The sequence below is a fragment of the Hamadaea sp. NPDC050747 genome (assembly GCF_040654195.1).
GTDB lineage: Bacteria > Actinomycetota > Actinomycetes > Mycobacteriales > Micromonosporaceae > Hamadaea.
Window position 1 is genome coordinate 337,363 of the sequence record NZ_JBFAHM010000005.1, and the last position, 26,545, is coordinate 363,907.

Here is a 26,545-nt window from a genome sequence, read left to right on the forward strand (position 1 = left end):
CGACCGTGGCATCTCTGCCCACCACATCGGGCTCGTCCGGTCGGCCCGCAAATGTCGCAACGGCCAAGCCGGCCCACGGCAAGCCCGACCACCCGAAATCCAACTACCGCAAGGAGGCCCTATGTCCCCGCCCTTGGCCGCCGTCGCGCACACCCTGCCCGCCGACGTCGCCGCCGAGGTCGCCACATGGCACGCCCGATACGCCGTGGCCATCGCCGACAACAACGCCCGCGACCTGGAAGAGGCGGAGATCGAGGCGAAGGCGATCCTCACCGACGTCGCGCACGCGCTCAGCTGTCAACCGGCTGGGCTGACACTGCCCCGCGTGAGCCTGGAACGGGTGACCGGCCGGCAGCTCGACGACGCCGACCTGCATCGCATGGCGGCCGCCGTCGAGCACTCCACCATCCCAGAGGCATTGGCCACCATCGCCGACCACCTGTAGCCCCAACCCACCGAACGACAGGAAGGCGCTGGTAACCAGACCAGCGCCTTCCTCGTGACCCCACCGGCAAAGCGTCGGCGTGGTTCGGCTCGCGAATCTGCCGGCCACCCGGCCAGCCCAGCCGGACACGCGATGCCAAGGTCTGCGGAAGGAAACCCCGATGTTGCAACCTGAATCCATGCCGTGCCCACACTGCCCATGGCGGCGCGACATTCGCCCAACTCTGACCGGCCAGCAGATCCTTGCCCTTCGCGACAGCTGCGGGGCCAGAGGCGACGAAGCCGGCCTCACCGCGCCGATGATCGCCTGCGTCCTCGGCGACCAGCAACGACCCTGCGTGGCGTGGCTGGCCGCCCACGGAGCCGAGCACCTCGGTGTCCGGTTCCTCGTCGCCACTGGCCAGCTACCCAGCGGCGCGCTCAAGCCCCAACCCGGCTGGCCCGCCTGCTACGCGAACCTGCAGGAACTCGCCGAGGCCCACACTGCGACGAGCCTGGCCGACCTGGCTGGCGGCGAGGTGGAACCCGAACCTGACCTCGACGTGCATGACCCAGCCACCGGCCGGGCGCGGCTCATGAAAGAGCTGTGCAGCACCTGCATTCTCAAGCCCGGCGATCTCATGCACCTCGGCCCGGACTACCTGCGCCAGTTCCTGGCACACGCTCGCGCCCGTGGCTCGTTTGTCATCTGCCACCAAACCCTGCCCGGCATGAGCGAGCCGCCACTACCGCCGGCGATCTGCCGCGGCTTCGCCAACAGCTACGACACACCAGCCCTGCAGATCGCCGCCAGCCGCGGCTTCGACGAGATACCCGCGCCTGCGACACCCACCACCGGCCAGCCGCGCACCCGCCAGGACGCGGCGTAGCGGCAGCCGCCAGCGGATCATGCGCGCTTGCCACGCGTCAGTCGCTCGCCGCCGCCAAAAATCGTGCATTGCGCATGCGTGCTGCCAGGCAGAGCCGGATCGGGGCCCGCCGCAGCACCACCACTTCCGACAGCCACATCCGCCGTCGTACCGCGCCGGCGCCGTCACCACGCCCATCACGGAGAGGAACACCATCATGAGCAGCCCAACATCGGCCACTCGCGTTCGCCGCTCCCGCAGGAGCCACAACCCGGCCACCACCAACCCTGACAGGGCAGCCAAAGCCGTCGCGACCGCCCAGGTGATCGGCCAGCGCGTCGAGGTCCTCATCGGCCACCTGGCAAGCCTGGACCCGCAGCAACTCGCCGAGGTCGCCGAACCCGTGCTGGAACGGCTGCAGGCCGTCGTGTCCAACATTCACCAACTGCACACCGTGTTCGAAGGCTGGGCCGCCGACCACGCCGAACCCATCAACCACCGCGACGCCACCGGACAGGCGGCCGGCAATCAGTCCACGCCCTCGCTCGCTGGCAGTGAACCGCCCGCCGTCGTCGTCGAGACTCCGGCTCCCGCCAATTCCACGCCCCACCAACACATGCACACCACCTCACCCAGCGGGCAAGACAGCGACGAGCCGGCAAACACCTGCGACCATCCAGACGCCACATCGCAGCCCCATGGCGCGCTCAAGCCCACCACCCGTGCGACAGCCACGGATCCCGCCACCGCCGCCCACCCCGATAACGCTGACGCACCCGCCGCCGCCCCGAACTCTGGCGGGCCGGCTCGGCAATCAACACCGCTGCTCACCGTCGCAGACCTGCGCCATGCGCTCGACGCCATAACCGATGACACCCCCATCCGCATCCTGCACGGCGGCAGGACCTACGCGCTGGGCATGCCCACCGCCGACGGTCACCTTGTCGTGATCGACCTTGCCACTCACGACACCCCGGACGTCACACCGCTCGGCTGAGCCCATTGCACGAGACCACCGCCTGCTCCGCAGCTGTGCTCTCTGCCAGCTGCACCTGAACCTCAACCCTGCCCCGGACACCACCTTCTGCCTCGCACGACGACAACTGACCAGACATCAAAGTGTCTGCCGCACGTGTGAGCGCACCGTGCGAGCGCCGCACAGCTGCCCGGCTCCGGCCCCAGGCAGCGACCCCCAGTTCCACCCACCCAAGGGGTCGCGCCAGGGCAACGGCCCCGGCGCGACCCCTTCCCCAACCCTTTGGGAGGGAACGCTGTGCGACACCGACCACACCACCCACACGATGGGGCGAGGCGATGACGACGCCAACCCCACCGAAGCTCAACCGTTCCGGCACAGTCAAGCTAGGCCCGAACGAGCTGCGCAACGACATCCTGGCGCTGCTCGCCCGCCATCCCGACAAAGCCTTCACGATCGCCGAGATCTGCGCCGGGATCCAGCGCACCAGCGGCGCGGTGCCCCTGGCCGCCAAGCGGCTGGTCGAGCTCGGGCACGCCGTCAACGTCGGCAACACGTTCCAGTTCGCCGCCGGCACCGCCACACTCCCAGCACCCGCCGCCACAGCCACGGCGGCGGGCAAGCCCGTGCCGATCCTGCGCCCGAACGGACAGCAGTACTACCCCCGGCGGCTGGCCGGCGGGACGGACGTCGAAATCCTGCGCCGTCTGCGGACAGCGGGCATCCCGGCGCTGCTCTACGGGCCGCCCGGCACCGGCAAGACCTCACTGCTGGAGGCAGCGTTCCCCGACCTGATCACCCTCGCCGGTGACGAGGACACCACCGTCGGGGATCTGGTCGGGGACTACGTGCCCGACGGGGCCGGCGGTTACCGGTGGGTCGACGGGCCGCTGACCGTCGCGATGAGCACCGGCGCGGTACTGCTCGCCGACGACGCCACCCTGATCAGCCCCAAAGTGCTCGCCGCGCTGTATCCGGCGATGGACGGCCGCGGCGAGATCACGGTGAAAGCCCACGGCGCCCGCACCGTCCAAGCCGCCGCCGGGTTCTACGTCGTGGCCGGCCACAACCCAGGCGCACACGGGGCAATCCTCACCGAAGCCCTCGCGTCGCGGTTCACCGCGCAGATCGAAGTGTCGACCGACTACGACCTGGCGCAACATCTGGGCGTCGACAAACGGCTCGTCGCCGCAGCCCGCGTGCTGTCGGGCAAAACCAAGACAGGGGAAGCCGGCTGGGCGCCGCAGATGCGAGAACTGCTCGGCGCCCACCGCCTCGCCGGCCAGATAGGCCTCGACCACGCCGTGGCCAACCTGATCGGCGCCGCGCCACCCGAAGACCGCGACGAGGTCATCGCCGCGCTCACCAAGGCATTCCGCAAACCGCCGCTGCCGCCGCTGTCCATCGGCAACCAGATCTAGCGCCCCCTCACCAAGACAGGAGACCCTCGTTGGCCTCACACGTCACAACTGCGGGCACGGCGATCACACATCCGCCGATCGCCGCCGACTGGAAACCCTGGTCGGACACCTGGACCAAGCTCGTTGGGAGGGTGAGCCCTCGCCGGGACCTGACCGTCATCGTCACCCCCGGCGCCGGCCAAGGCTCACCGGCGTGCATGACAGTCCCCGACGCCACCATCGAAGTCAACGCCGACCACGTCACCGTCGACCCCACCGCCGTCGATCCCACCGACCTGACGATGCGGCCCCTCTACGCCACCGGCTGGGGTCTGCTGATCCACGAAGCCGCACACGCCGACCACACCCACTGGCCCGAAGCCGCCGCCGGCAACCGCGACCCCCGAGTCGTCGACGCGGCGATGCTGCTCGAGGAAGCCCGCTGCGAACATCGCCACCTCGCCCGGCGGCCCCGCGACCGGCAATGGCTGACCGCGGCCACCACCGAACTCCTCCTGGACATCCCGCCCCTGCTCAGCCGGGCCGACGCCGCCACCGCCGCCGCCCTGCTGCTCGCCCGCGTCGACGCCGGCATCCTGACCGCAGACGCGGCCGCCGACGCACGGCGAGCCATCCGCGCCATCCTGGGCGGCAAACTTCTCACCAAACTCCAGAAGATCTGGCGCCGGGCCCTACGGACCCGCGACGACGACCACCACGCCATGATCGAATGGGGCGACCAGTGGATTCGCGCCCTGGGCCATGTCGCCCACCAGCTGACACCAGGCGCCGCCGACAGCCTCCGGGAAGCGATCGAGGCAATCGTCGCGGTCATCGCCGCCCAGTTGCACGCCGACGCGGTCGACGCGCGCAACGAACTGGCCCGCCGCCAGCGCGCCGGCCACAACGCCACCGAACAAGCCATCCGCGCCGCGGCGAAAAGAGCCGCCGAGCAACTTTTCGGCCGGCCGCCCGCCACCCTTGTGACCCGGCCACCGGCCGAGGCTGAACGCGCCGCCGGCACGAAACTGACCCGCGCCCTGCGTGACGCGGCCCTACGCGAACCCACGGTGACCGTCGGCACCGCACCGATCCCACCCGGCCGGCTACGCGTGCGGGCCGCGATGAGCAACCAGATCCAAGCCCGCATGGGCCAGACCCCGACAAGCGAGCCGTGGCGGCGCAAAACCCGCCAACCCAACCCGCGTCCGCCGCTGCGTATCGGCATCGCCGTCGACGTCTCCGGCAGCATGGCCCGCTTCCTCGACCCGGCCGCCGTCACCACCTGGCTGCTCGCGAACGCCACCAGCCGGCTCCCCGGATCGGCCACCGCAACGGTGATCTTCGGCGACCAGACACGAGCCATCACCCGCCCCGGTCAATCCCTGGCCGGGGTGCCGATCCTGCCCCAAGACGGCGCCACCGAAGGGCTGCTCACCGCCATCGACGCACTCGACCACCAACTGGGCCTATCGGCGGCCGGGCACAGCGCCCGCATGCTCGTCATCGTCAGCGACGGAGGACTCGGCCTCCACGAACTCGCGTTGTGCCAAGGCCGCCTCGACCGGCTCGCCCGCGAAGGCTGCGGCCTGCTGTGGATCGGACCGCAAAACAGCCGCCCCCTGCACGGTGGGCGCATCGTCCTGGCCGACAACACCACCTCCATCGCCGACCTGATCACCAGCGCCGCCGTCGACGCCCTACGCGACCGCTGACCACCAGCCCAGGCCCGCCGACACCGGCCTCCCATCCAGCTGGGCTGTCGATGACTTGATCAGGCGGCCGATTCGCGGCCCCATACAGAAACCAGCGGGACGGCCGGTCACCACCGGCCGTCCCGCGCACAGCACCACGACAAGGAGCAACCCACCATGAGCACACCATCAGCGGTCCCTACACCGCGCCAGCAAGACTCCGCCAGCCACAGCCGCGAGGCGGACCGATGACCCGCGTGCGTACGGTCCGCGCCCTGACCTGCCATGCGAACCTGACCTGCGGCCACAACCTCCACATAGGCGTCCACGGCTTCTACCCCGTCGCGGCGCTCTGCCCGGCCTGCCCGCCGCAATCCGCGTCCTGGATCACCAGCCAGGCCATCCTCACCGACGACCGAGCCCTGGTCAGTAAGACCGACCCGCTGCCCGAACCGTGGACCGTCACCGTCGACCAGCCACCCGCCGTCCAGCCACCGGCTTGGCAGACCTACACCATCGCCATCCACACCGCCCGCCGTCACAACGATTACGACAGTCCCGACGAGTACGTCCTGAACGCACCGAGCGTCACCGACGCGATGGTGCTCGCCGCGCGCGCCGCCACCGCCGGTGAACAGTGCGGCATCGAGGCCCTCATCGCGATCGACGACGACGGGCTCCCCACCATCCATGTCGTGTGCGCCCGCACCGGCATGCCCACCCATCCGGCCGACACACCGGGTCTGGCATGGACCGACCTGCGAACTGACACCCCAACCCCGCAATCAGCCACCAGCCACGACCCAGCCCTCGACACGGCATCGAGCGGATCCCGCCGTGCCCACACTTGCACGACGGGCGGCCTGAGCGGGCCTGCATTCCCCGATCACGCCGAACAAGTGCAGCGGGCCCTCAGCGGCCTCGCCGATGCCATCACCCGAATCCAAGGCCGACAAGACCAACGCGACAAACAAGCGCTCGACCTGGTACGGCTCGCCGGCCTCGACGTGCAGGACATCATCGACACAATCGGAGGGGGCCGCATCGATGTGGTCGAGGAACTGACCAAAATCTCCACCTGGCTCGCCGGCAACGTCAACGGCCAGTCCCGCCTTGTAGGCGAACTGACCCGCGCCATCGCAGCCGCGATCAACGAACTGACCGCCTCGTGAACCACGCCACCCCAAGACGGGATCGGCTATCCGCCAGACGCCCACCGCCTCTTCACGATCTCGCGGCGACCCAGCAATCTCAGCAGCCGCAGGGCAACGACAACGGCAGGGCCCACACCAACGTCGACGACATCCTCCGGCTCGTCGACGGCGATTTGATATGCGTACGCATTCGCCAGGGGCACGACGATCCCTCAGCGTGGCTGCGTTCACCAGCTCGGTGGCACCCGGCGACAAGCCGAATGTTCACCCACCTGTGACAGCGCGTTCGCGGCAGGCCCGATTTACGTCGACCGTCGTGCCTGGACACTTCCCTCAGACCGCTCACACAATTGGCGTGGGTCAATCCGTCACGCCGACTCGGAGGAGTGTCTTGTCGATGAAATCCAAGTTCCGCGCGCTCACAGGGGTGGCCTTGGCCGCCGCCATGACGCTGGCAGCGCTCGCCACCATCTCGGCAGCGCCGGCCGCCGCCGCTGTTCCATCGCAAGGATCGTCGACGCAGCTCGACGTCGGCAACTGGAACGTCGAGTGGTTCGGCTCGCCGGACTTCGGCCCGACCGACGAGGCGCTTCAGCAGCAGAACGTCCGCACCGTCATGGCGGGCGCCGACATGGACGTGTGGGGCCTGTCCGAGGTGGTCAGCACCTCGGCGTTCAACACGCTGGTGGCCGGCATGCCCGGGTACACCGGAGTCGTGGCCAACGACCCGATCGTGACGAACGGTGCCCAGTACTACTCGGACTTCGGCAACACCGAGCAGAAGGTCGCCCTCGTCTGGCGCTCCAGTGTAGCCACCCTGGTGAGCGCGAAGGTCATCCTGACGAACCAGAACAGCAACTTCGCCGGCCGCCCACCGGTTGAGTTCACGTTGCGTGGCACGTTCGACGGTGTCACGCGTGACCTCGTCTTCATCGTCCTGCACGCGAAGTCCGGATCCACCCAGGACGCGTGGAACCTGCGCAACCCCGCATCGCAGGCCCTCAAGTCCTACCTCGACACGACCTACCCCACCCAGAACGTCTTCGTCATCGGCGACTGGAACGACGACGTCGACACCTCCATCACATCCGGGAATGCTTCGCCCTACATCAACTTCGTGAACGACCCGGCGCGCTACACGTTCCCGACGCGTGCCTTGTCGCTGGCGGGTGTCCCGTCGACGGCCGGCTACCCGGACTTCATCGACCACCAGCTCATCACCAACGAGGTCCAGGCGAAGTACGTAGCCGGTTCGGCAACCGCCTTCCAGCCTCAGTCCTACATCCCGAACTACGCGACGACCACCAGCGACCATTATCCGGTGTTCGCCCGCTACAACTTCGTCATCGGCGGCGGCAGCGGCGGAACCGCCAACGTCATCATCAACGAAGTACTGGCCAACGAACCGGGCAGCAGCACCGCCGGCGAGGCGATCGAGATCGTGAACATCGGCGGCACGTCGATCAGCATCGCCGGATGGACCCTCCGCGACGGAACTGCGGTGCGACACACGTTCGCGTCCGGCACGACACTGCAGCCAGGCAAGGCGATCACCGTGTTCGGCGCGGCCTCCGCAATCCCCAGCGGCATCGTGGCCGTGGCCGCAAACACCGGCGGCCTCAACCTGTCCAACAGCGGCGACCAGGTGATCCTGCAGGATTCGGCCGGAGCGACGGTCCAGTCGATGAGCTACACCTCGAGCCAGGCGAACACCGACGGGGTGTCCATCAACCGAAGCCCCGACGGCTCGGCGACCGGAGTCTGGGTCAAGCACAACACCATCAGCTCGCTGCCCTCCTCACCCGGCCAGCGCGCCGACGGCACTGTCTACTAAGCCCGACGCACCGCTCGGGCCGACCCGTCGAGGCCGGCCCGAGCAGCCCGGCCTGGGTCGGTGTGCTGTCCTCGGCGGGAGAAGCAGTAGCTCCGTTCACGGGCCGGTGACCCGAGCTTCGGGGGACATCCATACACGTGGAGACGGCCGCTCGACCTCGGGCTTGTAATCGACGAGGCCGACGGCGTAGGGCAGGATACGCAGCTCGTACCGGCGGCCGTCGTGCGTTTCCACCGCGGCCATATCGTCGAGTACCCCGATCAGTCGCCGACGCTGAGGCTCCGGCAGTTCGTCCATGTAACCGGCACAGCTTTCCTGAAGCTTCACCGCGACGTCGAGGTCAACGTCGGCCTCGTCGCAGGTGTCCAGCCACCACAACACATCGGCGAACAGACTCGCGGCGATCGTCAAGTCCGCCGGGCCCGGCTCGCCCGACGCGAGCCGGTTTCGCTGTTCAGGGGAAAGGCCCGCAAGCACCCACTCGACGCTCTGCCGGATCGACGCCACAGCCTCCGGGTCGACCTGATCGGCCGGGTAGTCGTCCAGCCACGTGAGCAGGTCTACGACCGATCCCTGAAGCACCCGCGCGAGCGCGGCGTCATCGTCGGGGCTCATGGTCGGCGACCCTACCCGGCAAACCCGACGGCGTGTGCGCCATCGGGCGGCTGCGCGAGGAGCTGGGACATGATGGGGACATCGCGGACGAGTCCGAGGCGCTGCACGCGGGTACGCGCCCCGGAGATGGCCGCCGCCGAGCTAGCCCCTGAACGCTCGGACGATCCCAACGATGAGGAAGGCGGTACCGATGAGCACGGCAAGGTACCTCATTCGGTAGAAGCGCCGGTCCGCGCCAGTCCGTACGGCCCATATGCCGAACGCGCCGATACCGATGGACAGCAAGCCGAAGACGACCAGCTGCCACGGCGCAGACGGATATGCCCGGGAGGATGCGAGCGCGAGTCTGACGGACACGCACGCACCCTAATCTGCTCGTCCACGGCCTGGGCCACGCAATCGACCGCCCGGCCCCGCAAATTCACAGTCATCAGACCGGTACGCCTTCGGTACTAACCGCCAGTCCGGCTGGAGGAAGTCGGCCGGGTTGATCAAGCCCTTGGCCTGCGCTCAGTCGGTGAGCAGCTGGCGGATCTTCTTTTGCTCGTTGTAGACGTGGGTCGTCACGATGCCGGGGAGGTTGCCGCCACCGCTGCGGCGGCAGTTATTCACCGCGACAACGAACTGCTCGCCGTCGGCCACCGGGTATCGGGGCCCGCATGCGCCCGGCGCTGGCCCCACATCGACGGCGCGGAGAGCAGCACCCGCTCGCGGGTGATGTCGTTGGTGACGAAGCGCTGGACGACCGCGTTGTGCGCGTGGCCGAACAGGATCGCGTCGATGTCCGGTACCTGCTGCGCGATGAGCGCGGCTGGGTTCTCGTTCGGCAGCTCCGGGCCGTAGCTGGGCTTCCCGCTTTCGCCGCCGTGGGCGCAGATCAGCGCGATGTCCGCGCCCCGCGTCGCATGATCGGGACCCACTTCAGGGTCGTGGCGGCCATGTCGCGACGTTTCAGCTTGCCCTCGACGTTGCCTCGGTCCTAGATCGCGACACCTGTTTTCGCCGTGCTGGCCCACGTCTCCGCCGCCCCCTCGCCGGCAACGCGCCTGATCTGCCCGCCAGCAGCCCGCACGCTTCCTGGCAGTCACCCTCGGCAGGCCGTCCGCCGTGCATGGCGAGCGCCCGGAACGGGCCGGGCATCGCCCAGCGGGGCCGGCTTCAGCACGCCACCCTCACGAAAGGCCGCTTCGATGACTACGCCGCCCACTCCACCCGCACCGTCACCGGCTGCCCTGGACCTGCCGATGGCCCCAGCCGAAACCACTGCCGCCATCCACGCCGCCCGCCTCCAATTTGCTTTGCTGACCCACCGCGCCCGCGCTGCCACCATCGCCGCTGTCCGGGCCGGCTGGTGGCTGCCCGGCCACGCCCACCAGGCACTCACCAGCGCCGGACTGCCAGGGCTGCCGATGATCTGGCCCGTACAGGCCCTCCTGCGGCTGGACTGGCAGGTCCTGGCCCGAGCCGCCGACACGGCTCTGTCGCAGGCACAACGCGACATACCGGCAACCCTCACTCGAATGCTCGACGGCAAAGGCGCCGTCCACGAGCTGACCGTCATCGCGGTCAACCCCGAGCGAGAAGACGAGGAAACAACGAGTACATCGTGTCCGTCACCGTCACGATGCAGGTGGACTCGAAGCCTGCAGCCCGGACGACGCGACCGTCGCCGCACGCCGGCGTGTGCGCAACGCGCTGGCAGGTGACGACACACTGACCGTTGCCGGTGGCGAAAGCTACGTGCTTCCTGTGGACCTCGACGTCTGGGACCTCGACACCCCCAGCCTCGATCAACCTGATGAAGACCTCATCATGCCGCCGGCGCCCGACGGCCCGGCCCATCCGATGGCTCTCACGCAGGTCACCTCGGCGCTGAACACGCTGACACGGGCGCTGCGCAGACATGTCATCGACGACATCGGCAACGGCCTCGGTATCACCGGCGACGAGGGATATGACTACGCCGACCAGATCCTGACCGCCATGGGACTGCAACCCCTGCCACGCTCCTGGCAGTACGAGGTCACCGCGACGATCCCGGTGACCGTGCAGGCGGCCAGCGCCGCCGACGCCGCGCGGGCCGCCAGTCACGCGATCGCCGACATCTGGCCGACCCGGCCCCAGCACATGCTGCCTATCACCTACAGCCCCGCACCGGTCACCCACCAGGAGCCGATCGAAACCGCACCAGGTCAATGGTCGGTCTCGCAAGCCATCACTTACCTGGTGTGCCTGCGAGGCGTCCGCAGCCAGGTCCTCGCCGAAGCCGCCGTCCGCCAGCAACTGGCCGCATACGACCCCCAACTGGTGACAGGACCAGTACTGAAGACCGTGCCCGTGGGGCACCGTGTCGACCGAGTCCTCGACGCCGACTTCGACTGACCCCCGCAGCCCACAACACCACGCCCCGCGCGTCGCCCAAACACCGGCGGCCGCGGCGAGTGACGGCACCCCGGAATCGACATCGCACCGTGGCAGCCGCTCCCGCCACCCTGCGCATCGCGCGGGAAAGGCCAGCCACCTTGCGGGCATTCGCCCACGCGACTTGACCGATCGCCCCAATCACGGGTCGATGCGATGCCAGCCCAACCGCCCCCGCCGCCTGGTGGGCGGACCATCCCCTGAGAGGTGTACGACGTGAGCTCACCCTTCAACCCCGACAATCGGGCCTACCGCCGATTCCTCACCGTCATCGGCGAGCACTTCGACGTCGCGCAATGGCTGCGCGACAGCGACCAGCAACCGGTCATGGTGACGATGACGGACCTGGATAGCGGCGACATGTTCACCGTCGGCCTGATGGACAGCGTCCAGGCCACCGCACCGCACATTCTCGCGGCGATCGACATTAGCGGCGGCATCACCGCGTACGGGCCGTTCACGGGCGACACGGCCGCCAACAGCCACGCGGGCACCGTGGCCTTGTCCCGGGGCGACGTGGCCGCGACCCGGGCGCTGCCGCTACACCGGCCCGACCATGTCCCGCCGACCGAAGCATGGGCAAGCACACCCGCCGACCTCGCAGAGATCATTCATGCCGCAGACGCCGACGGACCCGCAGCAATTGTGGTCCTGCTCCATCGGCAACAGCCCTCGATCTGCGCCGTCGGCCCGTTTCCCGACCACTACACCGCAGCAACCTGGCCACTCCCCGACGACCTTGCCCCCATGGTGCGGCGCCTGACCACCGCCTTGTATCAACCGTCAGCCGACGCTTAACACCGGCACACCACCGACCGCTCCGACGGCACCTAAGGAACGCAGGCGTCCCGATCCTCGGCCCATGCGGCGGACAGCGGGTGGTCTACATCGCTGATGCCGCCCGTCTCGTCGCGCTCACGCCACCTGAGAGACGACCAGAGGAACCATCGGACGCCGACCGGAAACCTAGATATGGGGCCGCAGCCCCGCGTGGGCCCGCGCTGGTATCCCCAGCGCGGGCCCATCACCCGCTATTGTTGATCTCACCGACGGCGGTAGATCCCACCCCTACTTCGCGCCTCGGCTTCCCGACACCCATTCAGGGTGGTTCGGCGCTGCACATGCGCTTCTCCGTAACCGCGCCGCCCGCACGGCGGCACCACAGCGGAAGGACCTCACCATGGGATACGTGCAGACATACGGCTATCAACCCGGCAGCGACGCGTACGCGGCCGCCTGGCCCATCATCGTCAGCGACGCCCAGACGATCATCACGGCAGTCACTGACCTCGGCATCGCGGTGCGTGGCCCGATGGGCACCGGAGACCCGATCGCCGACCTGTCGGGCGGCATCCGTCTCAACGGCGACGATGCGGCCGGACTCAGCTTCGACGGCTTCGACCTGCCTGCCCCCTACCGCACACCGGAGGCACCGGCGGACTGCCGGGTCTGGCGGTTCGTCAAAACACAGCGACGGCCGTACGACCTCGCGGTGACCTCCATCCTGCTGCGGGCACATGTACTGGCCCCGGACGTGTTCGCCATCGGCAGCGACGGCCATTGGGCCGACGAATGGACCACCCCTGCGGGCGCCAACCCGCGCGATCTGGTGGCCCGCTTGTTCGGCGTTCACGTCGTGGACGATCCGCTGACCGACCCGTCCGAAGGGATGGCCATCGGCACGGCTGGATGGATCGATCCGCGTCTGGTCGATAACCCGGTGATCCCATGAGCCACAACCGACCCGAATCCGCCCCGCTGACACCAGGCCAGCAACAGTGGCTCCAGCACACCATCGAAACCGCGGGTTGGGCGATCATCTTCTCCGCGATGGATGCCGTCACCGTCGATGTTCCCTTCGCCTACACCGTCGGACTAACCGAGCACGACCTGCCAGAAATGCTCATCACCGGAGTACAAGAGGCTATCGCCGGCAAACTGCTCAACGACCTGGCCCGCCGGGCCACCGGCGGCAACCGGTTTCACCATGAGCAGCGCATCAGCGACCTGATCAGCAACTTCGACGCCATCATCGTCGACGGACCAGCCGACGGCCTGCTCAGACCCACAGCGGCCATCTACCTGTACGGCCCAGCCGCGGTGCGGCTACAACAATGCGTGTGGCCCGACCCCAGCGGACGCTTCCCCTGGGAATCGGCATACACGATGGATCCCGCCGCGCAGCCGATCATCGGCCGAGTGGCACAGCCATGACCGACGGTGGCCCGATGGAGCTGGTAGCACAACGCAAGGCCCGATATCGGCGAGGCACGCGGGTACGTCTGGTCCGCTTCACCGCGGACGAACCCATCGACGACAATCAGGTCGTGCCGCAGGGTACTTGCGGCACCGTCATCTCCGTCGACGATCTCGGAACGGTGCACACGTTATGGGACAACGGATCCACCCTCGGACTGGCTGTGGGTGACCAGTTCGACCTTCTCTGACAGCAGCCGACAGATCTGCTGAAGGCCGTCACTGCTCACACGTCACCGGTTTCCCCGACCGTCGCAGTTGCCGTGACGCTGCCTGCGCCCGGGTGCGAACCCGGGCGCAGGCGGGAATGCCAGGTGCGCACCGGCTGTGGCGAGGGGTCGAACACGGCAGGGCCACGAGTGCGGGTTCACGGCCGTGATGGACTGGCTCCGGGTGCGACCCAGTGCTCGGTGACCGGTTCCCACTGCGCTTGCAGGTAGAGCCGGTTCAGATCTGGTTCGGCGTCAGGTTCGTCCGGTCCGCAGGCGACCCAGCCGCGACCCGGAACCAGGTGGGTGTACCAGCCGAGGCGTTCGCAGTCTTCCTCGCCGGGCCATCGGCCAGTCCACACCGTAGGCTCATGCGCGACGGGTGCGGGCGTCGTGTGATCACAGCTGTGCCACTGGATGCCAGTCGCCCGGCAGCGGGCGACGTCGCAGACACGGTCGTGACGCTCACCGACGCCTGCACCACATCCCTGGCACCGCTGCATTCCTGCTCCGTTCCGCCGTCACCTGCTTGATTCCTGGAGCGGAATGTCCGATCCGCTGTCCGATTTTACCATCGGCCGGATAGAACCTGGCGCGTGTCGCCAGGTGGCATACGTGATGCCCTGATAGGTGAGGCGGGGAGAAACCGCTTCAGGGCCTAGCTGGTGTGCACGCTCTTCGTGGCCGCCTGCCGGCCAACCGTGGGAGTGACTGGCCCTTTTCGTATTGGGGGACCAGTCCGCTCTACCCGTTGAGCATGCTCAGCGACGTCCCCATGGCTGCCGAGGAGAGTCACCGCGAGCTGTTGAGTCTCGGGTGCGGGCCTGGTATCGAGGTCGGCCAGGACCTGGGTGAGTTCGCGCATAGTGGCGCGGACTCCATCAGGCTGGCCGAGTTGAGCCAGCAGCCGCATCCGCTGCCGGTAGAGGGCTTCGTTGCCTGGGTCGGCGGAGATGGCCGCGGCGAGCAGCGTCGCGGCGCGGTGGGGGTCTACGGGTGTGAGCAGGTCGGCGAGGGCAGTGTGGGCTTCGACCGTGGCGATTGTGGTGGTGACGCGGTAGGCGTCGATCCAGTCGTTGTCCAGTTCCGGGGCCAGTGGCTCGATCCCGAGGCGGGTGGCGCGTTCGAGGAGGTCTTGCCGAGTCTGCGGGTCGGTGGCAGCGGACGCGGTGGTGGTGAGGTGGTGCAGTTGCCACAGGTCGACGGTGACCAGGTCGGGGTTGAGCCGGTAGCGGTCGCCGGACAGCAGGATCGGGTTGCCGCGCAGGGTGGTGTGATGAGTGAGGACTTTGCGGAGGCTGGTGACCGCTTGCTGGACGCTGGCCAGGGATTTGCTGACGGTGGAGTCGGGGTAGAGGATTTCGCAGATGATGTCGACGTCGCCGCCGTGGGGCCGGCAGGCGAGGTAGACGGCGAGTTCTTTGGCTTTGCCGCGCAGGTGTGGGCGGGTGCCGGGACGCTCGGGTCCGAAGTGGATGGCTCCGAGGACCCCCAGGTGAGCCTTCTCGCTCTCCGTGCTGTCGGCGGCGGTAGTTCGCGCGGCGGTGGGCTCGGCGTTGGCGGACGACGGTTCGATGTCGGTGGCTGGTTCGGGTGGTGGGATTGGCGGTGGTGCGGCGGCCGGGCCGGTGGTGGCTTCGCCGATGAGGTTGAGCGCGTCGATGGTGTCAGCCGCAGTGAGGATCGGCTGTCGTGGCCCGGCAGCGGTGGTTCCGTCGGCCGCGATGGTCAGGGTGTGTGGCCAGTCGCCGAGGATGTGTGCGGTGACCTGCGCGCCGGAGGTTTCGAGGAGTGCCTGCAGGCGAGCGGAATGTTCGCCGGCTGGTGGTGGGGCGACCAGGAGGATCCGCGCTCTGCCGGAGTCGGTTGCTGTGGGCTCGTGGCTGCGTCGGGTGTGCAGTATCTGGGCGTGCAGTTGGTCGAGGGCGTCGGTGACGGTTTCGGCGACGTGCAGCCGCGTCCAGGCGATGTCGGCGGAGTGACCTTCGAGCAGTGTCTCTAGGGCGCCTCGGGTGGTGATGACGTGACCGGGCAGGTTGTCGCCGTAGGGGGACAGGGTGGCGATGATGGCGGCGCGTGCGGCTGCCAGCGCGCCGGGACCTTGCAGTCCGATCGCGGTGGGCTCAGCCGGCGTGTGCGGCTGGGCAAAGTCGTGCCCCGCGTCGTCGTACCCAGTGTCGTCGTCGGGCTGCGGCGGGATGCCGGGCTGAGGCTGGGTGTTTCGACGGTGGACCAGATGCCGGGCGAGGCTGGCGATGTAGGGCAGAGGCCGCTGCGGCAGACCACGACGAGCACGGTCGCGGCCGCGGCGGGCGAGCAGGCGGCGTCGCGCGACCAGGACGGCGACGGCTAGCACTGCGGTCGCCAGGGCGTAGGTCAGCCAGCTGTCGGCGCCGCGGTGTTCGGCCCTCGAAGCCGAAGCGGGTGTGCCGGTGATGGTCGGCGTCGGGTCGCTGGTGGGGCTGCTGGCGGCGGGTGGCGGGGTATCGAGGTTGATCACACTGTCGGGGTCGGTGGCGGCCGATGTGGTAGGTGACGGGGTCGGTGTCGCGGGTGGGGCTGGTTGCCGGGGCGGTAGTTCTGGGTCGGTGACCGGTGGTCTGGCGGCGGGGGGTTTCGGTGTGGTGATGCGGGCGGGTGTGGCGCCGGGTGGTGGGATCGCGTCGGCGGGGAGTTTGAGGTCCCAGCGGGGGTAGATGAGGTCGCAGTCGCGCAGGGTGCCGCCGGTGGCGAAGTGCCGATGGCGGTTGAGCCGGCAAATCTCGGGCCACCGGTCTGGGTCTCCGAGCCACTGGCGGGCGATCTTGGACATCGTGTCGCCGCGGTGGACGATGACGTGATACCGGTGGCCGCGGAGCACGAAGGTGACCGTGCCGGACCGGGCGGCGGTCGCGGTTGTCGCGACGGCTGGGTGGACAGTCGCGGGTGCTGCAAGAGCTGTGGCGGCGGGCGGTTGCTGTGCCGGTCCGCTGGTGGCGGGTTTGGCGTGGGCGGGTCCGGTGATCAGGCCGATGATGCTGGCGCCGACGATGCCGGCGGCCAGGGCGCGTAGCGGTGCGGGAAGGCGTAGCCGCAGGCGGGGGAAGCGGTGGCGGGTGAGCCGGGCGAGGATCTCGACCGCGACGGCTGCGACGACGAATAGCAGCAGGAGCCATCCGGTGCAGGCGCCGAGGTCGCGCAGGAAGCTGCCGTGTAGCGGGTCGGCCAGGAAGGTGTTCCATTCGGCGTGGCTGGGCCAATGGTCGGGCAGTGGCCAGCCCGACAGGCGGATCAGGAACCAGCCGAACCCGCCCATCACGGCGAGGCTGCAGATCGTGCTGACCGTGGCGCGTATGCCGGCGGCGAGCCGGGTCCACGGCGAGCGGCTGACGGTCACGGGTGTTCACCTCCGAAAGGGTGGTCGGCGGCCGTGCCGGGGGTCGGGTCGCCGGGCATCCATAGCCGGTTATCCACAGGGCTGTGGATAACCGGCGGGACGGGGTTGCCTATCCCGGCGAGGCCGGTGATGCGGCCGAATTGGACGGTTCGGCGCGATCCGGCCGACGGCGGCGAGTCAGGGGACAGATGACTGCTGCTGGCTGGCCGTGTCTGGTTCGGTGATCGGCGGCGTCGCCGGCTTGTCTGTGATGTCGCGGTCGGCGACGGTGGGGGGCCGGCTGTCGCCGCCCGGTTGTGCCGGCGTGAGTTCGAGGGAACGGGTGATGGTCTGCCATACCCGTCGCAACCCGTTGGGGTGGAGGTCCAGGGCGATTTTCACGGCGTGGCGGATCCACCAGAGGGCGACGACGGCCAGGTATGCCTTGGTGAGCTGGTCGCCTGCGGCCCAGACGGTGTAGTAGTCGCCGGTGGCCAGGAACGCGCCGGTGGCGAGGACGAACGCCAGGACGGTGCGGGCGGCGATGTGGTTGACCAGGGTGATCGCGATCGCGATGCCGACGAGGACGGCTTTGATGCGCTGGTCGCCGCCGGGTGCCAGCGGTAGCCAGTCGAGGATGCGTGGGGTGTCGAAGTACAGGTTGCCGGCGATGCATCCGCAGGCGGCTAGTAGCGGCCCGCTGATCGGGTGGTGGAGCCGGTCGGTCCAGCCGCGGACGCGTAGCCGTGCCGATAGCGGCGCGAGGAGCCCGACGAGCAGGACGATGGTGGCCGGGGCGACGGCTCCAGCCAATGCGATGAGCGGGAAGCGGGGCACGTCCAGGGGTGGGCCGCCGATGATGGCGTAGCCGAGCATGCCTTGCACCAGGACGATGGCCAGTCCGATCACGACCGAGTAGATCTGGATCTGCCCGCCGGTGCGGGTGTGCCGGCCGGGGGTGGCTTCATCGGTGTCGTGCTGGTGGAGCAGGTGGACGAGCAGGGTGCCGGCGGCGATCGCGGACAGCATGAGGCACCAGCCGGCGACGGCGAACGACGGCCGGTCGAACAGGACCTGGATCTTCTGATAGTCGTAGATGTCGCGGTAGGAGCGCAGCCTGTCGGTGTAGGTGAAGGTTTCGTCGATCTCCTGGGTGGCCAGATGTGCGCCGAGGATCGCCGGCACGACGATCGCGGCGAGGTGGCCGGGTTTGAGCCACCGGCGTGGCTTCGCCGCTATCGCGGGTGCGGCGGCTACGGGTGTGGGTGCGAGGGTGAGGGCGCCGTGGCACAGCAGGTGCGGGTCGATCGGTTCGACCGGTGTGACGTCGAACGCGGCACGGAGTTCGCCACCCGGGATGATCGTGGCCGCGGCGCCGCCGCGTACGACGATCCCGGCGAGAGATCCGGGTGTGAGTTCGGCGGCGGCGAGAACGTCGCGGGCTGCGGCGACGATCTGCGCGCAGGCGTCGGTGGTGAGCTGTGTCAGGTCGTCGAAGTGGTAGATGGCGGCCAAATCCTGGTCGGGGATGCGGATCGCGGTGGCGCCGGCGTCGTCGACCGCGGCTTGGGCGTGCAGGTCCAGACGTGCGGACGCGCATCGGGCCAGCAGGGCCGGATGATCGGCGTGCTCGGGGGACAGGGCGTGGGCCATCGCCTGGTCGAGTCCGTGTCCGGCGTAGGTGTCGGAGGTGGTGGTGGCGAGCTGATTCCAGCCGCGGTCGGTGCGGCGCAGCACGGTGAGGTGTCCGCGGGTGCCGAGGTCGCAGACCAGCACGATGCCGTCTTGACCGGTGTGGGGCATGGTGGCTTCTGCGGCCGCGGCGGCTTCGCTGACGATGACCGGTGCCGGTAGGCCGGCGTCGGTGGCGGCCCGGCGGACCAGGTCGCGTCGCTGTGGTCCCCAGGTCGGTGGGACGGTGAGGACCAGTTGCTGGATCGGCACGCCCGCCGTCACGGCCTGCCGCTGCAGCAGAGTCTGGTAGACGCGCTTTGCGGGACCGTGCTGGCTGGAGTCGGTGGCCGGTTGTAGCGCGGTTTTGACGTCGACCAGCCGGTCGCCGACGTCGACGCGTGGGGTCGGCATAGCCAGGTTGCCGTCGAAGGTCAGCGGGATCCGCCTGCCGTCGATCTCGAGCAGAGCACGGGTGGAGTCGGCGCCCACGTCGATCGCGAGCCGTGCCCCGGCCCGGTGTGACGCGGTTGGCGCGTCCGCCTCCGGCGACATCGTGGAGACGTCGTCGGAGGCTTCGGCCTGATCGGACACGGCCGCCGGGCGGGGCGTTGCGATCGCTGTCGGGATCTGTGCCGCCGCGGTGTAGGGCAGGGCAAGGATGGATGTGCGGGGGTTGGGGTTCATGCTGCGGGTCCTTCGGCGAATGCGGCGTGTGATGTGCGATGACGGTGGTGCAGGGCGAGGCAGGCGGCCGCGGCGGCCAGCCCGGCCAGGCCGCCGCCGATCCACAGCAGGTCGGATCCGGCCGCCATGGTTGCCAGCAGCGGCGCGGCCACGGCGGCGGTGCCCTGAGTGGCGCCCCAGATGCCGAAGTAGCGGCCGCGCTGATGCGCGGGGGCCAGGCCGGCGATGACGGCCGGTGCGGCGGTCAGGAACGCGACCTCGCCGGCGACCCAGATCGGGATGGTGGCCGCGGCCCAGCCGACGCTGGGGCTCAGCCCGGTCAGGGCGAGGCCGGTGCCGACGATGGCGACGCCGAGCCCGCTGACCAGCAGCCCGGGGGTGCGGGTCAGCCACTGCTGCGCCGTCACCTGGACCACGGCCACGACGAGGGGATCGAGCGCCAGCAGCAGTCCGTAGACGGTGGGGGTCGCGCCCGTGTGGCCGAGTACGACCGGCAGAGCGACCATGCTCTGCATGTGCACCGTGTAGAAGACGAGGGTGATCGCGGTGAACCCGAAGAACATCCTGCTGGCGGCCACGGGTGATCCGCTGTGTGGGACGTGGGTGGGCTGCGATGCGCGCTCGGGCAGCACACGCCATGCGACTGCGGCGAGGAGCAGGTTCGCGGCCGCGTTGGCGATGAACAGCCAGCGGAATCCCGGGCCGCTGGCGAGCAGCCCGCCGAGCGTGCAGGCGACCAGGCGGGACAGGTTCATCGTCAGGTAGAGCACCGCCATCGCCTGGCTGCGGCTGGTACCGGTGGTGGTGTCGGCGACGGCGGATTGGATCGCGGGCCGGTACGCGTCGAACCCGATCCCGACCAACACGGCGGCGGCGATGGTGGCGGTCAGCCCGTGGACGCCGCCGAGGATCAGATAGCCGCCCGCGGCGCCGATGGCGGTGGTGGTGATGGTGGCGCGGCGGCCGATCCGGTCGGCGAGCCATCCGCCGAGGGGCATGGCGATCATCCAGCCGGTGCCGAACGCGGTCATCACCCAGCCGACCTGCATCGGGGTGTAGTGCTGGCTGAAGGCGAGCCAGAAGGCCAGGAACGGCACGACCACGAATCCGAGCCGGGCGGCGCCGACGCCGATCATCAGCCGCCAGAACACGCCGGGTAGCCCGCCGAACCGGCGTGCCCACCAGCCGGCGGCCTCTAGCGCACCGTCGGGTGTGGAGGTGACCTGTGCGATGACGGTGGTGATCATCGGACCAGTTCCGGGCGGTGGGTTTGGACGCGGATGGCGAACGCTTCGACGGCGTTGGGCATCAGCTGCAGGACGTGGTCGACGGTGGAGCCGTGCAGGTACGCGTAGCCGGCGGCGCCGGCCCACAGGCCGGTGCCGGTCATGCCGCCTTTGCCGCCGGTCTTGGCGGCGACGGTGGCTTCGATGACCCCGGGTTGGCGTTCGATGGCCTCGGGTGCGCCGATGGTGGTGATGGTGCCGTCGGGCACGTAGGGGCCGACCCAGCCGTAGACGCCGGGCCGCGGCCGCGGGTCGGCTTTGATCGGCTGCCCGATAGCGCTTTGCATCAGGAGGGTGGGGATGTCGAGGCCGTAGGCGTGGTGCAGCGTGCGCTGGATTCCGCCGCCGCCGGGCCTGGCGGCGACCTCACCGACGAGGAGCCGTCCGGCGTAGTCGTGGAACAGTTCGGTGTGGGTGAATCCGTCGCGGATGCGCAGGGCGCGGACGGCTTGTTCGGCGAGCCGGATGATCGGCTCGGTTTCGGGGCTGTCAGCCGGAAGCAGCACTGATCCGAGGGCGCCGCCCATGCCGACCAGCGGGGGCACGTTGTAACGGCCAGCGATCTGATACACCGGTTCGCCGTCGGTCCAGCAAGCGTCGACGTGGTACTCGCGGTGGATGTCGACGTACTGCTCGACGAGCATCCCGCCCTGGCCGGTCAGTGGCGCGAACGCGGGTTCGGTGGCGAACCAGGCGGAGGCGGCGATGGGCTGGTCCAGTATCTGCCGCATGCCGTCGAGGTCACCGGGCCCGTAGACGATGTGGGTGTTGGTCGACCCGAACCCGGCCAGGGGTTTGACCACCAGGGGCCAGCCGAGGTCGCGGGCGGCCAGGGCGATGTCAGCGACGGTCGTGGCGATCCGGTGCCGGGCCACCGGCAGGCCGGCGTCGGCCAAACGCGTCTTCATGACGGCTTTGTCGGTAGCGGCGACGCGTCTCCTGTCCGCTGGCCGGGCAGATCGAGCAGGTCGCGGATCAGCCCGGCGGCGACGATCGCGCCTTCCCAGGTGGTGGCCACGTGGTCGATGCGCCTACGCAGGCTGCGGGCCAGGTCGGCGATCTGGTCGTAGGCGGTGAACCGGGTGACCGTCTGGATCGGATACGGCGGGTCGGTCGCCGCGCGCAGGTCGGCGTTGGCGTCGGTCAGACACACCAGCACCTCCTGTCCGGCCTGGGCGAGAGCGCGTTCGAGGGTGTCGGTCTGGTTGGACAGCACGAGCACGGTCATGACGAGGGTTTCCTTCCACGGACGCCGCCCGATTCGGCGGCAAGAGACAGGTCCACGGTGGAATCGCGCACAGGTGCGGACAGCGCGCTCTGAGGAGCGTGGTTCCGGAGCGGACAACCCCGGAAGCGAAAGATTGTATTGCAATCTAGCCTAGAATGTATAGCGTTTATAGCTCACATGCGCTATACATTCTGGGTGGCGGTGGTGTCCGCCGCCTCGACCCGGGGAGCTGATCGGCGATGGGCCAGATCCGGAAGCGTTACGCGGCACGGCTGGGCTTCGGCCTGCCCGCGGCCGCGCGGATTCCGCGGCTGAACCCGCACGGTCGCCGCTCCCGCCGGCGCGCCGGAGGCGCGCGCTAGGCGCATCACCCTTTCCACCTTTGTTCCGGCCGAGCGGGCGCACGGCCGTCGATACGCCGTGCCCGCGAGGCTCCTTTGCCCACAAGGAGGCAACCCGTCATGGATCACACTGCGCGCACCGCTCAGCCCGCAGACCACGCGCAGCGCGCGACGCCGGTGTTACGGCCGGCGAGTCCGGGCAACGATGGTGACGACGGACGGCGAACACACGGACGGCGGCGCCGGCGCATCGCCGGCTTCCTGCTCGCCATCGCCACCGCCACCGGTGGCCTCGTCGCCATGGCGGCACCGGCCGATGCGTCGACTACCCCGCGCTGCTCCGCCTCGTATCTGTGGCACAAGTTCGACTACAACGGCGACGCGGCGCTGTCGGCGGCGTACCGCCCGTGGATCTACAGCTGGACCCAGTTCCACTACTGGATCACCACACCGATCGCCCGATATTCCGACGGGTCACCGCGCTGGTCGTGCTGGATGGGCCCCGGCGCCACCGGGGAACCAGTCAAAGCCCTGCAACGGGCGTTGAACGCCTGCTACAGCACCTACAGCGTCCACTGGGTCGGCGGCCACAACCTCGGCTTCGCCCAGCTCACCGTCGACGGCCAGTTCGGGTCGAAGACCAAGGCCGCCCTGATCGCGGTGCAGCGCTACCACGGCCTCACCGCCGACGGCGTCTACGGCTCCCAGACCGCCACCCATATGAAGTTCAAGGGCGAGACCGACAACGACGGCCTGTCCATCAGCAACTACTGCCACACCCTCGACGGCTGACCCCCGCCCGGACGTGTGCTGCCGGGCACCCGACCGCCCGGCAGCACACCCCGCAACGTGCTCCGCCACATCCGCGGCAAGGCCACAGACGTGCCGAACCCCCAGCTAGGAAGGAGACCGCCATGCCATCGGTCCCACCATCGGCGCCCTACGCCGACTACATGCGACTGCCAGAGCTGCTGTCACTACGACGCCCACTCGACGAACGTGTGCATCCCGACGAGGGCCTGTTCCAGACAGTGCACCAGGTTAACGAACTGCTCCTGGCCACCGCGGTCGACGACCTCCACCGGGCCGTCGCCCACATCCGCTGCGACCAGCTCACGCCCGCTGCTGCTTTGCTCGCCCGGGCGAGCGCCATCGTTGACGTGGCCACTCGCGCGTTGCGGCTGCTCGCCCGGCTCACGCTGCGCGACTATCACCTTCTGCGCCCCGCACTGGGCAACAGCACCGCGGCCGCGTCGCCGGCCTGGTCGCACACCCGCCGGGTGCTGAGCCGCCTCGACGAGGTCTTCGATGACTACCTGACCCGCGCCGACGTCGACATCGTCGACGTCTACCGGCGCGGCGAACCCGACACCGTGCACCGCCTCGCCGAAACCATGATCGACCTCGACAGTGCGCTCGCGCTGTGGCGATTCCACCACCATCTGGTCGCCGCGCGCCTCGTCGGCACCGGCGCGACCGGCACCGGCGGGATGCCCGTCGACGTCTTGGCCACCGCGATTCACAGCCGCGCCTTCAACCTCTTGTGGCAGGTCCGGCTCCTGATGACCACCGGCGGCCATAAGGATGTGGGTGTCGCGGGGGAGCGTGGTCGGCCGTGACCGAACCGGACCTGACCCTCGACCAGATGCGCCAGCTGCACCCCAACCTCGAACATCGGCTGCATCTGGCGACGTGCTCGATCGCGCCGCCGTCGACACCGATGACCGGCGCGATGCACGCCGTGCTCGCCGCCCTGCTGCGGCCGGCATGGACCGAGTTCGAGACCACCACCGAATACGTCCGCCAACACGCCGCCCAGCTGCTCGGCGCCGCTACTGAGCAGATCGCGCTGGTGCCGAGCGTGTCCGTCGGCGTCTACCAGGTCGCCTCGACACAACGCTGGCGCGGCGCCCGACGCCGCGTGCTGGTCAACGCCGGTGACTTCCCCGGCGTGGCGCACGTGTGGCTGGCACAGCAGGTACGCGGCTGCGAAGTCGTGTTCGTCGACACCCCACCCGGCACCAACCCCGCCGACGCCTACCGGGCCGTCATCGACGAACGCACCGCCATCGTCTGCGCCCCCCTCGTTACCTACCGCGACGGGTTACGGCTGCCCATCACCGACCTCGCCCACGCCACCCACCAGGTCGGAGCGAAACTGCTCGTCGACGCCAGCCAAGCCACCGGTGTCATGCCCGTCGACGTCGCCGCCCTCGACTGCGACTACCTGATCACCGCCACCTCGAAATACATGCTCGGCCAACCCGGGCTGGCGCTGCTGTATGTGCGACAGCCGGCCGCGGGCCCGAAACCCACCCTCACCGGCTGGCAGGCCCGCCAAAAACCGCACGCGTTCGACCCGCTCACCCTCGACTGGCCACCGTCGGCACGGCGGCTGGAAACCGGCACCCCCGCGATCGCGGCGATCTACGGCGCCGTCGCCGGACTGCAGATGGTCGGCCGGCTCGACCTCGCCGCCGTGCACCAGCACGTCACCAACCTCGTCGGCCACGCCGCGCAACGTCTGCGCTCCCGCGGCGAAAAGCTGACCCTGCCCAAACCCGAGCACCGCGGCGCCCACCTGGTCCTGCACGACCCGAACCCGAACGCGCTCGCGCACTGGCTCGAACGGCACAACATCCTCATCGCACCCCGCGCCGGGATCCTGCGCATCGCGTTCCACGCCTTCAACAACCACGACGACGTCGCCTTGGTGTGCGACGCGATCGAAGCCCACCGCAGCACCCGCCTCGCCACCGCCGGGAGGACCCCATGACCCGCACCGACCCCATGGCCGCCCTGCTGTCCCCGGAATCGGTCGCAGCCCTATGCCACCGCGTCGGCAAACACTTCCTGCCAGCAGGCCTGCTGAACCGCCTCGACGCCCAACGCCACGACCTACGCGCCCAGCCGACCCTCGCCGGCGACGAACGGCTGCGGGCCCGCTGGCTCGACACGGTGCTGGACAAGTTCGACGGCCGCTACGACTACAACACCTATCTCGCCCTCGACCTGCTCGACCTGCCCGACCCGACCGGTGAACCCGTCGACCCGCGAGCAGCCGCGACCCGCCGCGATCTGCTGGTGTGCTTCCTGCTCGCCGACGTCCTCGCATTCGAAGGCCGCCTCGACACCTGCCACGACGACCGGCGGCTTCCGTTGCTGCGCCCTAGCAGCGAACTGCGCGCTAAGCGCACACACCTGGCGTTGCGGGCCGGGGCCTCCGCTGCCGAACGGCTCTTCGGCAATGGCCTGGACCTCGGCGCGCATCCCGGCAGGGCAACCACGGCGTTGGTCCACGCGGTCACGGAACGGCTTTCGACTGGGCAACGACGCTGGTGGCCGCTGACCATGCTGCCCGTCTACCGTGTCCACGACGAATGGATGTTCATCCGCGTCCTGCAAGCCTTTGAAGCCACCTTCGCCCAGCTCGCAGTCTGGCTGGCCCACGCCGTCACCCTGATCGACACCGGACGCCTGGGCCGCGCCGACACCGCCATCACCGCGGCCACCACGCTGCTCGGCGAAACCCGGCCGCTGTTCTCCCTGATGGCGACTCTGCAACGCGACGCCTTCCACGCGTTCAGGGCCTACACCGACGGCGCCAGCGCCATCCAGTCGGCCAGCTTCAAACTCGTCGAAATCCTCGCCGGCGGTCCACCCCAGCCGGCCCGCCTCGCGTCGTCCGCCTACGACCACATGCGACACATCCGCGATCTGGCCACCGGCGGCGTGTGGCGGACCCTCCCACAAGCGATCGCCGGCGTCCGCACCACGGAAGAAGCACGGCTGCTGCACAGTTCACTCGCCGAGTTCGTCGCCGCGATCCATCGCTGGCGCACCACCCACCTGGCCCTCGCACGGCGCATGCTCGGCGCCGCCGTGCCCGGCACCGGAGCCACCGACGGCGTCGCCTACCTCGACGCCACCCGGCACCTGCCCACCCTCGACCGGTCACACCGCTTGGAGGCCGTGGCATGAGATCAGCCCGCAAAGCACGGCTGCGCCCCACAGCACACTCCCCGGCCCCGCAAACAGTCTCCGGGCCCACTCGACAGCCTGGCCTGCGACCAGCGTGGTACATGGCCGACTCCACCAGCACCGCACTAGAACCATCGCCGGAAGA

The 26,545-nt window shown here is 69.3% G+C and carries 25 protein-coding genes; 16 read left to right on the top strand and 9 right to left on the bottom strand.

Going from position 1 to position 26,545, the window contains the following annotated elements; translation table 11 throughout:
- The first annotated feature begins 121 nt into the window (after positions 1-121).
- From AB0H43_RS13710 to AB0H43_RS13740, 7 genes are all read left to right on the top strand, one after another.
- On the top strand, positions 122-445 hold the full coding sequence (locus AB0H43_RS13710) for a hypothetical protein (protein ID WP_359999642.1): 324 nt from the start codon (positions 122-124) through the stop codon (positions 443-445).
- A 160-nt stretch (positions 446-605) separates the two neighbouring features.
- Positions 606-1,313 carry a DUF6283 family protein gene (locus AB0H43_RS13715; protein ID WP_359999643.1) on the top strand — a complete coding sequence of 236 codons (708 nt, stop codon included), beginning with the start codon at positions 606-608 and terminating at the stop codon, positions 1,311-1,313.
- Between the two features lie 196 nt (positions 1,314-1,509).
- Positions 1,510-2,289, top strand: a complete 780-nt coding sequence (locus AB0H43_RS13720) for a hypothetical protein (protein WP_359999644.1) — start codon at positions 1,510-1,512, stop codon at positions 2,287-2,289.
- A gap of 317 nt (positions 2,290-2,606) precedes the next feature.
- Positions 2,607-3,689 carry a MoxR family ATPase gene (locus AB0H43_RS13725; RefSeq protein WP_359999645.1) on the top strand — a complete coding sequence of 361 codons (1,083 nt, stop codon included), beginning with the start codon at positions 2,607-2,609 and terminating at the stop codon, positions 3,687-3,689.
- A 29-nt stretch (positions 3,690-3,718) separates the two neighbouring features.
- A complete protein-coding gene (locus tag AB0H43_RS13730) occupies positions 3,719-5,383 on the top strand; it encodes a hypothetical protein (protein WP_359999646.1) in 1,665 nt (554 codons plus the stop codon).
- Positions 5,384-5,610: 227 nt separating this feature from the next.
- A complete protein-coding gene (locus AB0H43_RS13735) occupies positions 5,611-6,534 on the top strand; it encodes a hypothetical protein (protein ID WP_359999647.1) in 924 nt (307 codons plus the stop codon).
- A gap of 379 nt (positions 6,535-6,913) precedes the next feature.
- Positions 6,914-8,350 (top strand): lamin tail domain-containing protein, encoded by a 1,437-nt coding sequence (locus tag AB0H43_RS13740; RefSeq protein ID WP_359999648.1) that lies wholly within the window; start codon positions 6,914-6,916, stop codon positions 8,348-8,350.
- Positions 8,351-8,446: 96 nt separating this feature from the next.
- Here the strand turns inward: AB0H43_RS13740 and AB0H43_RS13745 are convergent, their stop codons facing one another.
- The 3 genes from AB0H43_RS13745 to AB0H43_RS13755 all read right to left on the bottom strand — a co-directional run bounded on the left by AB0H43_RS13745 (position 8,447) and on the right by AB0H43_RS13755 (position 10,512).
- Positions 8,447-8,965: a hypothetical protein gene (locus tag AB0H43_RS13745; protein ID WP_359999649.1), complete on the bottom strand. Its 519-nt coding sequence runs from the start codon at positions 8,963-8,965 to the stop codon at positions 8,447-8,449.
- A gap of 608 nt (positions 8,966-9,573) precedes the next feature.
- Entirely contained in the window at positions 9,574-9,885 is a 312-nt protein-coding gene (locus AB0H43_RS13750) for a hypothetical protein (protein WP_359999650.1), read from the bottom strand.
- A gap of 300 nt (positions 9,886-10,185) precedes the next feature.
- Positions 10,186-10,512, bottom strand: coding sequence for a hypothetical protein (locus AB0H43_RS13755; protein WP_359999651.1), 327 nt, complete (start codon positions 10,510-10,512; stop codon positions 10,186-10,188).
- A 193-nt stretch (positions 10,513-10,705) separates the two neighbouring features.
- Here AB0H43_RS13755 and AB0H43_RS13760 point away from each other — a divergent pair, with 193 nt between their 5' ends.
- The 5 genes from AB0H43_RS13760 to AB0H43_RS13780 all read left to right on the top strand — a co-directional run bounded on the left by AB0H43_RS13760 (position 10,706) and on the right by AB0H43_RS13780 (position 13,833).
- Entirely contained in the window at positions 10,706-11,347 is a 642-nt protein-coding gene (locus tag AB0H43_RS13760; RefSeq protein WP_359999652.1) for a hypothetical protein, read from the top strand.
- 255 nt (positions 11,348-11,602) lie between these two features.
- On the top strand, positions 11,603-12,184 hold the full coding sequence (locus AB0H43_RS13765; RefSeq protein WP_359999653.1) for a hypothetical protein: 582 nt from the start codon (positions 11,603-11,605) through the stop codon (positions 12,182-12,184).
- A 382-nt stretch (positions 12,185-12,566) separates the two neighbouring features.
- Positions 12,567-13,118 carry a hypothetical protein gene (locus AB0H43_RS13770; protein WP_359999654.1) on the top strand — a complete coding sequence of 184 codons (552 nt, stop codon included), beginning with the start codon at positions 12,567-12,569 and terminating at the stop codon, positions 13,116-13,118.
- A complete protein-coding gene (locus tag AB0H43_RS13775; protein WP_359999655.1) occupies positions 13,115-13,600 on the top strand; it encodes a DUF4262 domain-containing protein in 486 nt (161 codons plus the stop codon). Before AB0H43_RS13770 ends, AB0H43_RS13775 begins: the two co-directional genes overlap by 4 nt.
- A 14-nt stretch (positions 13,601-13,614) precedes the next feature.
- Positions 13,615-13,833 (top strand): DUF4314 domain-containing protein, encoded by a 219-nt coding sequence (locus AB0H43_RS13780; RefSeq protein WP_359999656.1) that lies wholly within the window; start codon positions 13,615-13,617, stop codon positions 13,831-13,833.
- A 176-nt stretch (positions 13,834-14,009) separates the two neighbouring features.
- Here AB0H43_RS13780 and AB0H43_RS13785 read toward each other — a convergent pair whose 3' ends face one another.
- The 6 genes from AB0H43_RS13785 to AB0H43_RS13810 all read right to left on the bottom strand — a co-directional run bounded on the left by AB0H43_RS13785 (position 14,010) and on the right by AB0H43_RS13810 (position 22,078).
- Positions 14,010-14,213, bottom strand: a complete 204-nt coding sequence (locus tag AB0H43_RS13785) for a hypothetical protein (RefSeq protein WP_359999657.1) — start codon at positions 14,211-14,213, stop codon at positions 14,010-14,012.
- A 296-nt stretch (positions 14,214-14,509) separates the two neighbouring features.
- Complete coding sequence (locus AB0H43_RS13790; RefSeq protein WP_359999658.1) at positions 14,510-17,227, bottom strand: BTAD domain-containing putative transcriptional regulator; 2,718 nt, start codon at positions 17,225-17,227, stop codon at positions 14,510-14,512.
- Positions 17,228-17,404: 177 nt separating this feature from the next.
- On the bottom strand, positions 17,405-19,564 hold the full coding sequence (locus AB0H43_RS13795; RefSeq protein ID WP_359999659.1) for an Hsp70 family protein: 2,160 nt from the start codon (positions 19,562-19,564) through the stop codon (positions 17,405-17,407).
- Complete coding sequence (locus tag AB0H43_RS13800) at positions 19,561-20,811, bottom strand: MFS transporter (RefSeq protein ID WP_359999660.1); 1,251 nt, start codon at positions 20,809-20,811, stop codon at positions 19,561-19,563. The genes AB0H43_RS13795 and AB0H43_RS13800 overlap by 4 nt, the downstream gene beginning before the upstream one ends.
- Positions 20,808-21,758: a hypothetical protein gene (locus AB0H43_RS13805; protein WP_359999661.1), complete on the bottom strand. Its 951-nt coding sequence runs from the start codon at positions 21,756-21,758 to the stop codon at positions 20,808-20,810. Before AB0H43_RS13805 ends, AB0H43_RS13800 begins: the two co-directional genes overlap by 4 nt.
- Complete coding sequence (locus AB0H43_RS13810; protein WP_359999662.1) at positions 21,755-22,078, bottom strand: hypothetical protein; 324 nt, start codon at positions 22,076-22,078, stop codon at positions 21,755-21,757. Before AB0H43_RS13810 ends, AB0H43_RS13805 begins: the two co-directional genes overlap by 4 nt.
- 461 nt (positions 22,079-22,539) lie before the next feature.
- Here AB0H43_RS13810 and AB0H43_RS13815 point away from each other — a divergent pair, with 461 nt between their 5' ends.
- The 4 genes from AB0H43_RS13815 (at position 22,540) to AB0H43_RS13830 (ending at position 26,400) form a co-directional block, all read left to right on the top strand.
- The gene (locus AB0H43_RS13815) at positions 22,540-23,211 is read left to right on the top strand and encodes a peptidoglycan-binding domain-containing protein (RefSeq protein WP_359999663.1); all 672 of its coding nucleotides are present in this window, start codon (positions 22,540-22,542) and stop codon (positions 23,209-23,211) included.
- Positions 23,212-23,333: 122 nt separating this feature from the next.
- Positions 23,334-24,038 (top strand): tryptophan 2,3-dioxygenase, encoded by a 705-nt coding sequence (locus AB0H43_RS13820; RefSeq protein WP_359999664.1) that lies wholly within the window; start codon positions 23,334-23,336, stop codon positions 24,036-24,038.
- On the top strand, positions 24,035-25,195 hold the full coding sequence (locus tag AB0H43_RS13825) for an aminotransferase class V-fold PLP-dependent enzyme (protein WP_359999665.1): 1,161 nt from the start codon (positions 24,035-24,037) through the stop codon (positions 25,193-25,195). The genes AB0H43_RS13820 and AB0H43_RS13825 overlap by 4 nt, the downstream gene beginning before the upstream one ends.
- Positions 25,192-26,400, top strand: coding sequence for a hypothetical protein (locus tag AB0H43_RS13830; RefSeq protein ID WP_359999666.1), 1,209 nt, complete (start codon positions 25,192-25,194; stop codon positions 26,398-26,400). Before AB0H43_RS13825 ends, AB0H43_RS13830 begins: the two co-directional genes overlap by 4 nt.
- The last annotated feature ends 145 nt before the right edge of the window (positions 26,401-26,545 follow it).

Coding starts and splice junctions, on each gene's coding strand:
- AB0H43_RS13710 (WP_359999642.1), top strand. CDS start 122: ATGTCCCCGCCCTTGGCCGCCGTCGCGCACACCCTGCCCGCCGACGTC.
- AB0H43_RS13715 (WP_359999643.1), top strand. CDS start 606: ATGTTGCAACCTGAATCCATGCCGTGCCCACACTGCCCATGGCGGCGC.
- AB0H43_RS13720 (WP_359999644.1), top strand. CDS start 1,510: ATGAGCAGCCCAACATCGGCCACTCGCGTTCGCCGCTCCCGCAGGAGC.
- AB0H43_RS13725 (WP_359999645.1), top strand. CDS start 2,607: ATGACGACGCCAACCCCACCGAAGCTCAACCGTTCCGGCACAGTCAAG.
- AB0H43_RS13735 (WP_359999647.1), top strand. CDS start 5,611: ATGACCCGCGTGCGTACGGTCCGCGCCCTGACCTGCCATGCGAACCTG.
- AB0H43_RS13740 (WP_359999648.1), top strand. CDS start 6,914: ATGAAATCCAAGTTCCGCGCGCTCACAGGGGTGGCCTTGGCCGCCGCC.
- AB0H43_RS13745 (WP_359999649.1), bottom strand. CDS start 8,965: ATGAGCCCCGACGATGACGCCGCGCTCGCGCGGGTGCTTCAGGGATCG.
- AB0H43_RS13770 (WP_359999654.1), top strand. CDS start 12,567: ATGGGATACGTGCAGACATACGGCTATCAACCCGGCAGCGACGCGTAC.
- AB0H43_RS13775 (WP_359999655.1), top strand. CDS start 13,115: ATGAGCCACAACCGACCCGAATCCGCCCCGCTGACACCAGGCCAGCAA.
- AB0H43_RS13780 (WP_359999656.1), top strand. CDS start 13,615: ATGGAGCTGGTAGCACAACGCAAGGCCCGATATCGGCGAGGCACGCGG.
- AB0H43_RS13795 (WP_359999659.1), bottom strand. CDS start 19,564: ATGAACCCCAACCCCCGCACATCCATCCTTGCCCTGCCCTACACCGCG.
- AB0H43_RS13800 (WP_359999660.1), bottom strand. CDS start 20,811: ATGATCACCACCGTCATCGCACAGGTCACCTCCACACCCGACGGTGCG.
- AB0H43_RS13805 (WP_359999661.1), bottom strand. CDS start 21,758: ATGAAGACGCGTTTGGCCGACGCCGGCCTGCCGGTGGCCCGGCACCGG.
- AB0H43_RS13810 (WP_359999662.1), bottom strand. CDS start 22,078: ATGACCGTGCTCGTGCTGTCCAACCAGACCGACACCCTCGAACGCGCT.
- AB0H43_RS13815 (WP_359999663.1), top strand. CDS start 22,540: ATGGATCACACTGCGCGCACCGCTCAGCCCGCAGACCACGCGCAGCGC.
- AB0H43_RS13820 (WP_359999664.1), top strand. CDS start 23,334: ATGCCATCGGTCCCACCATCGGCGCCCTACGCCGACTACATGCGACTG.
- AB0H43_RS13830 (WP_359999666.1), top strand. CDS start 25,192: ATGACCCGCACCGACCCCATGGCCGCCCTGCTGTCCCCGGAATCGGTC.